This is a genomic window from Enterobacter cloacae complex sp. 2024EL-00227 (assembly GCF_043945315.1).
Classification (GTDB): domain Bacteria; phylum Pseudomonadota; class Gammaproteobacteria; order Enterobacterales; family Enterobacteriaceae; genus Enterobacter; species Enterobacter roggenkampii.
The window spans coordinates 1-9,591 of record NZ_JBIMQP010000037.1 but is presented as its reverse complement, the minus strand read 5'-3'; the positions used below and the strand labels follow the sequence as shown (position 1 = coordinate 9,591).

Annotated in this window: 9 protein-coding genes; 6 read left to right on the top strand and 3 right to left on the bottom strand. The window is 57.8% G+C overall.

From position 1 onward, the window contains the following. Positions 1 to 348 precede the first annotated feature (348 nt). Genes ACHH0Z_RS25030 through ACHH0Z_RS25005 form a run of 6 tightly spaced genes read left to right on the top strand, consistent with a single transcriptional unit; the run spans position 349 to position 4,820 of the window. Positions 349 to 507, top strand: a complete 159-nt coding sequence (locus tag ACHH0Z_RS25030; protein WP_012561180.1) for a hypothetical protein — start codon at positions 349 to 351, stop codon at positions 505 to 507. Further along, on the top strand, positions 497 to 1,195 hold the full coding sequence (locus ACHH0Z_RS25025; protein WP_000646594.1) for a virB8 family protein: 699 nt from the start codon (positions 497 to 499) through the stop codon (positions 1,193 to 1,195). The genes ACHH0Z_RS25030 and ACHH0Z_RS25025 overlap by 11 nt, the downstream gene beginning before the upstream one ends. A gap of 10 nt (positions 1,196 to 1,205) precedes the next feature. Further along, the gene (locus ACHH0Z_RS25020; RefSeq protein WP_000735067.1) at positions 1,206 to 2,090 is read left to right on the top strand and encodes a TrbG/VirB9 family P-type conjugative transfer protein; all 885 of its coding nucleotides are present in this window, start codon (positions 1,206 to 1,208) and stop codon (positions 2,088 to 2,090) included. Continuing rightward, positions 2,090 to 3,250, top strand: a complete 1,161-nt coding sequence (virB10, locus tag ACHH0Z_RS25015; protein WP_000101712.1) for a type IV secretion system protein VirB10 — start codon at positions 2,090 to 2,092, stop codon at positions 3,248 to 3,250. The genes ACHH0Z_RS25020 and virB10 overlap by 1 nt, the downstream gene beginning before the upstream one ends. 41 nt (positions 3,251 to 3,291) lie before the next feature. Next, positions 3,292 to 4,287, top strand: a complete 996-nt coding sequence (locus ACHH0Z_RS25010) for an ATPase, T2SS/T4P/T4SS family (RefSeq protein ID WP_000128596.1) — start codon at positions 3,292 to 3,294, stop codon at positions 4,285 to 4,287. Next, the gene (locus ACHH0Z_RS25005) at positions 4,287 to 4,820 is read left to right on the top strand and encodes a phospholipase D family protein (RefSeq protein WP_000731968.1); all 534 of its coding nucleotides are present in this window, start codon (positions 4,287 to 4,289) and stop codon (positions 4,818 to 4,820) included. Before ACHH0Z_RS25010 ends, ACHH0Z_RS25005 begins: the two co-directional genes overlap by 1 nt. A 69-nt stretch (positions 4,821 to 4,889) precedes the next feature. Here ACHH0Z_RS25005 and ACHH0Z_RS25000 read toward each other — a convergent pair whose 3' ends face one another. The 3 genes from ACHH0Z_RS25000 to ACHH0Z_RS24990 all read right to left on the bottom strand — a co-directional run. Further along, a complete protein-coding gene (locus ACHH0Z_RS25000; RefSeq protein ID WP_001138014.1) occupies positions 4,890 to 7,856 on the bottom strand; it encodes a Tn3-like element TnAs1 family transposase in 2,967 nt (988 codons plus the stop codon). A gap of 3 nt (positions 7,857 to 7,859) precedes the next feature. Then, positions 7,860 to 8,420, bottom strand: coding sequence for a recombinase family protein (locus ACHH0Z_RS24995; RefSeq protein WP_001161490.1), 561 nt, complete (start codon positions 8,418 to 8,420; stop codon positions 7,860 to 7,862). Between the two features lie 978 nt (positions 8,421 to 9,398). Further along, a partial coding sequence (locus ACHH0Z_RS24990; protein ID WP_210906155.1) for a hypothetical protein occupies positions 9,399 to 9,591 on the bottom strand: 193 nt, incomplete at its 5' end.

The window sequence follows — 9,591 nt, the reverse complement described above, 5'->3', positions numbered from 1 at the left end:
ATTGCGTTCCATCGACCATCAGCCCCATGATCATTGGAGTAGCTGTAAATGCAGCACCTAATAATTAAAATAAAACAATAGGTTAACCTATTAACGTGGTTTTTTACATCGTTGGCCCTCAAACCCCTGGCATGTTTGGCGGTAATGCGTTCCGGGGCGGTAATACCGGCGGCGGCCAGCAATCGGCAGGTGGAGGAAGTGGCAGCAACAGCGGAGGAAGCAGTGGTTCTAATTTAAGTGGTAAGGCAAGGGGCAGTCGCGGGAAGAAGGCTGCATAAAATTAAAACAAAAGTCGTTGAAATTGCAATTTCGACGACTTATTATAATTGGTACGTTCAACAACCGATAATGGATGCCGTAATGCGCAGCTTATTGCTTATGGGAGTTCTTCTGATTAGCGCCTGTTCCAGCGGGCATAAACCGCCACCGGAGCCGGACTGGAGCAACACCGTTCCAGTAAACAAAACAATCCCGGTTGATACGCAAGGTGGTGCAAATGAAAGCTAATAAAAAAACAGGGCTTACACGTGAAGCCATTAAAGAGTTCAACGAAAGCCGTAAAGGGCTTGAAGTTGATCTGATGGATGAAGTGCTGAAGTCCCGGCGTACCGCCTGGATGGTTGCCACCGGTTCAGCGGTGGTAACTGTTTTTGCACTCTCTTTAGTTGGTTACGTAGTGCATAAGTACAGCCAGCCAATCCCCGCACATCTGCTAACGCTCAACGAGGCCACTCACGAAGTACAGCAGGTCAAGCTGACCCGCGACCAGACCTCTTATGGTGACGAAATTGATAAGTTCTGGCTGACACAATATGTCATTCACCGTGAGAGCTATGACTTCTATTCAGTTCAGGTCGACTATACGGCCGTTGGCTTAATGTCCACGCCGAACGTGGCAGAGTCTTACCAGAGCAAGTTCAAGGGTCGCAATGGTCTTGATAAGGTTCTGGGTGACAGTGAAACGACTCGCGTGAAGATTAACTCTGTGATCCTCGATAAACCGCACGGCGTAGCAACAATACGCTTTACTACGGTTCGCCGCGTGCGCAGCAATCCCGTTGATGATCAGCCGCAGCGCTGGATTGCCATTATGGGGTATGAATATAAATCGCTGGCGATGAATGCTGAGCAGCGTTATGTCAACCCGCTGGGTTTCCGCGTGACGAGTTATCGCGTCAACCCGGAAGTTAACTGAGGGCTGCCCCATGAAAAAACTACTTCTTTCAGCAGTCGTTTTGTCAGTCCTGGGAGGCGCGGCCACTAACGTTATGGCGCTTGAGGTTGGCCGCAATTCTCCTTATGACTATCGCATTAAAAGCGTTGTTTATAACCCTGTTAATGTGGTCAAAATTGACGCTGTCGCCGGTGTGGCTACCCACATTGTTGTCGCGCCTGACGAAACCTATATCACTCATGCTTTTGGCGATTCTGAAAGCTGGACGTTTGCGCACAAAATGAACCATTTTTTTGTGAAGCCGAAACAGGCCATGAGTGATACCAACCTGGTGATCGTCACCGATAAGCGCACCTATAACATCGTCCTCCATTTCATCGGTGAAGAAACGAAGAAAAATGCAGACGGTACGGTATCAAAATCCTTTATTGAAACGCCGTGGGCTGTGCGCCATGCCGTTCTTCAGCTGACCTATGAATATCCGTTTGAGCAGCAGGAAAAAGCCAAAAGCGCGGCTGATAAAAAACGCATTACGCAGAAGCTGAAGCAGACGGCTTTTGCGGGGGCGAAGAACTATCAGTACGTAATGAGCGAACAGCCTGAAATGCGCAGTATCCAGCCGGTTCACGTCTGGGATAACTACCGCTTTACCCGGTTTGAGTTTCCGGCCAATGCGGAGCTACCGCAGGTCTACATGATCTCGGCCAGTGGCAAAGAAACGCTGCCTAACTCTCATGTTGTGGGTGAGAACCGCAACATCATCGAGGTGGAAACCGTCGCTAAAGAGTGGCGTATTCGTCTGGGCGATAAAGTCGTTGGCGTTCGTAATAATAATTTCGCGCCGGGCGCCGGTGCGGTAGCAACCGGTACGGCTTCCCCGGATGTGCGCAGGGTTCAAATTGGGGAGGATAACTGATGGCCCGTAAAAGTGTCGATGTAGATCAGGAACTCGATGAAAACACCGGAGACGGTGAATTTGAAAGCGAGCGTGGCGGATTTAATGGCAGTAACCGCCGTTCGGCTCCTGGTATGAAAGCCTTTGTCATACTGATGGCGCTGCTTGCTTTGGTATTCATCGGGATTACGGTCATGGGTAAAATTCGCGCCCCGGCTAAAGCTGAAGCTGATAAAGACGGTGGTAAAGCGCAACAGGCCAATACACTGCCAAACTACAGCTTTAACAGCGATCCTGATGTTAATAAACCTGCAACTGCGCAGAATAGCGCCACTGATGCCCGTGCTGTGCAGGCTGCCGCACAGGCAGATGCAGATGCGGGCAGCAGCAATACCGGCGCGCGTACCTCTAATAAGCGTAAAGAACCTTCGCCTGAAGAACTGGCTATGCAGCGTCGTCTGGGCGGCGAGCTGGCCCAGACTAATCAGGCGGCTACAAGCAATAGTCCCGGAGTGCAGCCCCAGGACAACGAAACAAGCGAAGGTAGTTCAGCACTCGCTAAAAACCTGACTCCTGCAAGGCTGAAGGCTAGCCGCGCTGGAGTCATGGCTAATCCCAGCCTGACTGTTCCGAAAGGCAAAATGATCCCCTGTGGTACCGGCACCGAGCTGGATACCACTGTTCCGGGTCAGGTTTCCTGCCGGGTTTCACAGGACGTTTACTCAGCTGATGGACTCGTTAGGCTGATTGATAAAGGCTCATGGGTTGACGGGCAGATTACCGGTGGTATCAAAGACGGCCAGGCGCGCGTGTTTGTTCTCTGGGAGCGTATCCGCAATGACCAGGACGGGACAATCGTTAATATTGACAGTGCCGGAACGAACTCACTCGGCAGCGCGGGGATTCCGGGCCAGGTGGATGCCCATATGTGGGAGCGTCTGCGTGGTGCGATCATGATTTCGTTGTTCTCTGACACCTTAACGGCGCTGGTTAACCAGACGCAGAGTAATAACATTCAGTACAACAGCACAGAAAACAGCGGTGGGCAGCTGGCGTCTGAAGCACTCCGCTCTTACATGTCTATCCCCCCTACCCTCTACGATCAGCAGGGTGATGCGGTGAGCATTTTTGTTGCCCGCGACCTCGATTTCAGCGGCGTTTATACGCTCGCAGACAACTAAAAAAGTGGGCGCTTAGCGCCCGCTTTTCTTCAGGAGTAATCATGACTGATGCAGCTTTCTATCAACTTGGCCCACTGCGCGAGTATTTAGAAGATCCTACTGTTTTTGAAATTCGCATTAACTGCTTTCAGGAAGTTATCTGTGATACGTTCAGCGGCCGCAGGGTTGTGCAGAACGCGGCAATTACGGCAGATTTTATTAGGAACCTTGCTAAATCGTTGGTGAGCAGCAACAAGCTGACCATGCAGGCCATTAATGACGTGATCCTGCCTGGCGGGATCAGGGGCGTTATCTGTCTGCCCCCTGCGGTGATTGACGGTACAACGGCCGTAGCGTTTCGTAAGGATTTGGCGGCCGATAAAAATCTGGAGCAGCTGACCAGCGAGGGGATTTTCAGTGACTGCCGGAAGATTACCGGCAGCAAGCAAAGCCTAACGGATGATGATTTTTTCCTTAAAGAGCTGCACAGCAGCGAAAAATGGCCCGCATTCCTGCAAACCGCCGTTGAGAAGAAACGCACTATCGTGATCTGCGGTGAAACCGGGTCGGGGAAAACGGTACTCACGCGCGCGCTGTTAAAATCGCTACATAAAGACGAGCGTGTAATTATTTTAGAGGACGTTCACGAAGTCACGGTCGATCACGTTGTAGAAGCCGTTTATATGATGTACGGCGATGCAGGAAAGATCGGCCGCGTCAGCGCCACTGATGCCCTGCGAGCCTGTATGCGTCTGACACCGGGCCGTATCATCATGACTGAGCTTAGGGATGATGCTGCGTGGGATTATCTTAAAGCACTTAATACCGGCCATCCAGGCGGTGTTATGTCAACGCACGCTAACTCTGCGCGCGATGCTTTTAACCGTATTGGGCTGCTTATCAAGGCGACCCCTATCGGCCGTATGCTCGATATGAGCGATATTATGCGAATGCTCTACTCCACCATTGACGTTGTGGTGCATATGGAAAAGCGGAAAATCAAAGAAATTTATTTTGATCCTGAATATAAAATGCAGTGTGTGAACGGGAGCCTGTAATGAAAAAATTAGCAACCTGGCTTCTGGCCGCAGCATTTACGACAGCCGCCCTGCCCGCCTTTGCGGTGGAACCATCCGTTCAGGTTGGCTACTCGCCTGAAGGAAGCGCCCGCGTTCTCGTCCTGAGCGCCATTGACTCCGCAAAAACCTCGATACGGATGATGGCTTATTCTTTTACCGCCCCGGATATTATGAAGGCACTGGTAGCAGCCAAAAAACGGGGAGTTGATGTGAAAATCGTAATTGATGAAAGGGGCAATACGGGGCGCGCCAGCATTGCGGCCATGAACTACATAGCGAACAGCGGCATCCCTTTGCGTACTGACAGTAATTTCCCTATCCAGCATGACAAGGTGATCATCGTGGATAATGTGACCGTTGAAACTGGCAGCTTTAATTTCACCAAAGCGGCCGAAACGAAAAACTCGGAGAATGCGGTGGTGATCTGGAACATGCCTAAGCTCGCTGAATCATTCCTCGAACACTGGCAAGACCGCTGGAATCAGGGAAGAGACTACCGTTCCAGCTACTGAATACTGACCGCCAAAAGGCGGTTTTTTTTGTTCAAAGGGGAGCCCGCAGAATTCGGAAAAAATCGTACGCTAAGGTTTTCCGGGCATCCGTAAGGGCCGAAACTTCCCGTCTTCCAGTCTGCGGCTCTGCCGCCAGACGTAATCGCCGGTTAGGTTGATGTGCTCCCAGCCCAGCGGCGACAGGAATTGCAGCAGCTCGCCGTCCACCGGCTTGCCGGCCTCGACCAACCCCTGGGTGGCGCGTTCCAGGTACACCGTGTTCCACAGCACGATAGCCGCCGTCACCAGGTTGAGGCCGCTGGCCCGGTAGCGCTGCTGCTCGAAGCTCCGATCCCTGATTTCCCCAAGGCGGTTGAAGAACACCGCCCTGGCCAGCGAGTTGCGCGCCTCACCTTTGTTCAGGCCGGCATGCACGCGGCGGCGCAGTTCAACACTTTGCAGCCAGTCCAGGATGAACAGCGTGCGCTCGATCCGGCCCAGCTCGCGCAGGGCCACGGCCAGTCCGTTCTGGCGCGGGTAGCTGCCGAGCTTGCGCAGCATCAGCGAGGCGGTGACGGTGCCCTGCTTGATCGAGCTGGCCAGGCGCAGGATGTCGTCCCAGTGGGCACGCACGTGCTTGATGTTCAGGGTGCCGCCGATCAGCGGGCGCAACGTCGGGTAGGCTTGCACGCCCTGCGGCACGTACAGCTTGGTTTCGCCGAGGTCGCGGATGCGCGGCGCGAAGCGGAAGCCTAGCAGGTGCATCAGGGCAAAGACGTGATCGGTGAAGCCGGCCGTGTCGGTGTAGTGCTCCTCGATCCGCAGGTCGGACTCGTGGTACAGCAGGCCGTCGAGCACATAGGTGGAATCGCGGACGCCGACATTCACCACGCGGGTGCTGAACGGCGCGTACTGGTCGGAGATATGGGTATAGAACAGCCGTCCCGGCTCGCTACCGTACTTCGGGTTGACGTGCCCGGTGCTCTCGCCCCGGCCACCCGCGCGGAAGCGCTGGCCATCGGAGGATGAGGTCGTGCCGTCGCCCCAGTGGGCGGCAAAGGCGTGGCGATACTGGTGGTTGACCAGCTCGGCCAAGGCCGCCGAATAGGTTTCGTCGCGGATGTGCCAGGCTTGCAGCCAGGACAGCTTGGCGTAGGTCAGGCCGGGGCTCGACTCGGCCATCTTGGTCAGCCCGAGGTTGATCGCATCACCGAGGATTGCGGACAGCAGCAACGTCCTGTCTTTGGCCTCGGCCCCGTCCTTCAAGTGGGTGAAGTGGCGGCTGAAGCCCGTCCAGTCGTCCACGTCCATCAGCAGTTCGGTGATCTTGATGCGCGGCAGTAACTGGCTGGTTTGGTCGATCAGCGCCTGCGCCCGATCCGGCACCGCCGCATCCAGCGGGGTGATTTTCAGCCCTGACTCGGTGAGGATGGCATCGGGCAGCTCGTTGTCCTTGGCCAGGCGGGTGACGGTGGCCAACTGCTCGTCCAGCAGCTGCAAACGCTCTTCCAGGTACTGGTCGCTGTTCGGGTTGATCGCCAGGGGCAGGGCCTGCTCGCGCTTGAGTGCGGCGAACTTCTCGGCCGGCAGCAGGTAGTCGTCGAAGTCGCGGAACTGCCGCGAGCCCTTGACCCAGATGTCGCCGGAGCGCAGGGCGTTCTTCAGCTCGGACAGGGCGCAGATTTCGTAGAATTTCCGGTCGAGGCCTTCCGGGGTGATCACCAGCGGCTTCCAGCGCGGCTTGATGAAGGCCGTGGGTGCATCGGCCGGCACCTTGCGCAGGTTGTCGGCGTTCATCTCACGCAGGGTCTGCACGGCTGCCAGCACGCCTTGCGCGGCCGGCGCGGCGCGCAGTTCCAGCACCTCCAGCAAGGCCGGCGTGTAACGGCGCAGGGTGGCGAAGTTCTCGCCGACCAGGTGCAGGTGGTCGAAGCCTTCCGGCCGGGCCAGCAGCTCGGCCTCGCTGACGCTCTCGGTGAACTCGTCCCAGGGAATCACCGCCTCGATGGCGGCATAGGGGTCGCTGCCGCTTTCCTTCGCTTCCAGCAGCGCCTGGCCGATCCTGGAGTACAGGCGCACCTTGTCGTTGATCGCCTTGCCCTGCTTCTGGAACTGCTGCTGATGCTTGTGCTTCGCGCCGCTGAACAGCTTGACCAGGATGCGGTCATGCAGATCGACCAGCTCATCGATCACGGTCGCGGTGCTCTCCAGCACCACGGCGGCCAGGGTCGCGTAGCGGCGCTGCGGCTCGAACTTACCGAGGTCTTTGGGCGTCATCTGCCCACCCTCGCGGGCCAGCTTGAGCAGGCGGTTCTGGTGGATGTGCCGGCCCAGGCCTTCGGGCAAGTCCACCAACTGAAATGTCTTCAGCCGCTCGATGTGTTCCAGCATGTGCCGAGAGTTGGGTTTCAGCGGTGCCTGGCGCAGCCAGGTCAACCAGGTGATGCTGCTGCCGGCCTTGAGCTTCAACAGCTCGTCCAGCTTGGCCCGATGCGAGTCCGTGAGTGGTTCGACCAGGGCGCGGTAGACCCGCCGATTGGCTCGCGCAATGGCTTCCGAGCAGGCCCGGTCAATCACGCTCAGCGCCGGCAGGATGCGTCGTTTCTGCCGTAGGCTCTCCAGGGCCTGACCGGCCAGCAGCAAGCCTTTGTCGGTCTGCTGGGCCAGCTCGGTTAGCTCGCGCACCAGGGCGCGGAAGTCGGACAGGCCGAACGGGGCCAGTTGCAGGTAGGTGCGCAGTTCCTGGGCATGCTCGCGACGGGTCACGTCGCGCTCGCCGTACTTTGCCCAGCTCGCCGGCTCGGCCTGGACTTGCTTCGCCACCCACAGGATGACCGGCTCGGGCAGCTCGCTGTCGGTTCCCAGCGCGTAACCGGGGTAGCGCAGCAGGCAGAGCTGCACGGCGAAGCCGAGGCGGTTGGCGTCGCCGCGTCGCTGGCGGATCAGCGACAGGTCGGAGTCGTTGAAGGTGTAGTAGCGGATCAGGTCATCCTGGCTTTCCGGCAGCGCAAGCAGGGTGTCCCGCTCCGTGGCCGAGAGGATCAAGCGACGCGGCATGTGTCAGTCGTCCGTGCGGAGGTACTGGTAGAGGGTTTCCCGGCTGATGTTGAACTCGCGGGCAAGCTGCGCCTTGGGCTCGCCGGCCGTCGCTCGCTGCCGCAGGGTAGCAGCCTGCTCATCGGACAGGGCTTTCTTGCGGCCCCGGTACGCGCCACGCTGCTTGGCCAAGGCGATGCCCTCACGCTGCCGCTCGCGGATCAGGGCGCGCTCGAACTCAGCGAAGGCCCCCATCACCGACAGCATCAGGTTGGCCATCGGCGAGTCCTCGCCAGTGAACACCAGGCCCTCCTTCAGGAACTCGATGCGCACGCCGCGCTGAGTCAGCTTCTGTACCAAGCGACGCAGGTCATCGAGGTTGCGGGCCAGCCGATCCATGCTGTGCACCACCACTGTATCGCCTTCGCGGACGAAGCTCAGCAGCGCTTCGAGCTGGGGGCGCTGGGTGTCCTTGCCCGATGCCTTGTCGGTGAACACCTTGCTCACCTGGGTTTGTTCCAGCTGGCGTTCCGGGTTCTGGTCAAAGCTGCTGACCCGGACGTAGCCGATGCGGTGCCCCTGCACGATGTCTCCTTGGTTGAAGGCGGCTTAAGTGCACTTTCTGTTCCGTTGTGCCTCAAAGCCCATTTCTGTCAGGCTGAAATCTATAACCTTCGCGGGCATGTGTCAAAAAATGGGAAAGCAGACTCTATTCTGACGAAGCGGCGCGGCCCTGCCTGACATCAAGTTAGGGTATACTTCAACTGGACACCATTCCAGAAAGACCAAGCATGGCATGGCCTGCCGCTGTCTTACCGTGCTTTATTTCCCGTTTTCTCTATCGACCCCTTCAAGTGGAAAGGGGGTCAAGGGCCGTAGGGGTGGCTGGCGCGGCCCGCAGCCGAAGGCGAGGACACGGGCCACCCCGGAGGGCGAAGCGAACCCTTGACGCCCTTGGAACGCCCCAACGCTCACCGGCAGGGGGCAGGAGAAGCAAGCGAAGCGCCGCGCAGCCTGCACCCCTGACGACAGAGGGCGACTCGCTCCCCTTCCCAGCGGGAAGGGGCGGGGGGGATGGGAGAGGGTGGCGAACCAGGGCGGCTTGTCGAGGCCACGGGCGGTGGCCTGTCCTTTCTTGAAGACCTTGTGGCGGTGGCGTATGGATGCGGGCGGTTCTTGGCCTGGGCGGTGGTGCCGCGACCGGGGGCACCATCCGGCCCCCTTTGGGGGCCTCGATATGCGGGTGAGCGCGTAGCGCGAGGGGTGCAGCGAAGCGAAACTCCTGGGGGATGCCGGGTGGGAGCGCGAAGCGCGGGCGGAGGGCCGCTTGCGGCCCGCAGGAGCCGGCAGGGGGCTTGCCCCCTAAGAGGCGGAGCGGTCTTTGGTGGGCGCTGCGTTTTCCACAGCGAGCGGCCCTCCAACTATCGGTTAAAGATAAAGGTAAAAACTAAAGGCATAACCTATCGGTTTAGGGGGGGTCTGATTAGGCACGATCAGGGGGTCTGATTAGGCATGGAAAACGCACCCTTGGGGGGTCTGATTAGGCATGGTGGGGGGGTCTGATTAGGCGTGGACAACTTCACCAACTAACAGGCTTGCCAACAGGCTGACGGGGGGTGCTTCCGCCCATGTCGTTTTCAGAAGACGGCTGCACTGAACGTCAGAAGCCGACTGCACTATAGCAGCGGAGGGGTTGGATCCATCAGGCAACGACGGGCTGCTGCCGGCCATCAGCGGACGCAGGGAGGACTTTCCG

Coding starts and splice junctions, on each gene's coding strand:
- ACHH0Z_RS25030 (WP_012561180.1), top strand. CDS start 349: ATGGATGCCGTAATGCGCAGCTTATTGCTTATGGGAGTTCTTCTGATT.
- ACHH0Z_RS25025 (WP_000646594.1), top strand. CDS start 497: ATGAAAGCTAATAAAAAAACAGGGCTTACACGTGAAGCCATTAAAGAG.
- ACHH0Z_RS25020 (WP_000735067.1), top strand. CDS start 1,206: ATGAAAAAACTACTTCTTTCAGCAGTCGTTTTGTCAGTCCTGGGAGGC.
- virB10 (WP_000101712.1), top strand. CDS start 2,090: ATGGCCCGTAAAAGTGTCGATGTAGATCAGGAACTCGATGAAAACACC.
- ACHH0Z_RS25010 (WP_000128596.1), top strand. CDS start 3,292: ATGACTGATGCAGCTTTCTATCAACTTGGCCCACTGCGCGAGTATTTA.
- ACHH0Z_RS25005 (WP_000731968.1), top strand. CDS start 4,287: ATGAAAAAATTAGCAACCTGGCTTCTGGCCGCAGCATTTACGACAGCC.
- ACHH0Z_RS25000 (WP_001138014.1), bottom strand. CDS start 7,856: ATGCCGCGTCGCTTGATCCTCTCGGCCACGGAGCGGGACACCCTGCTT.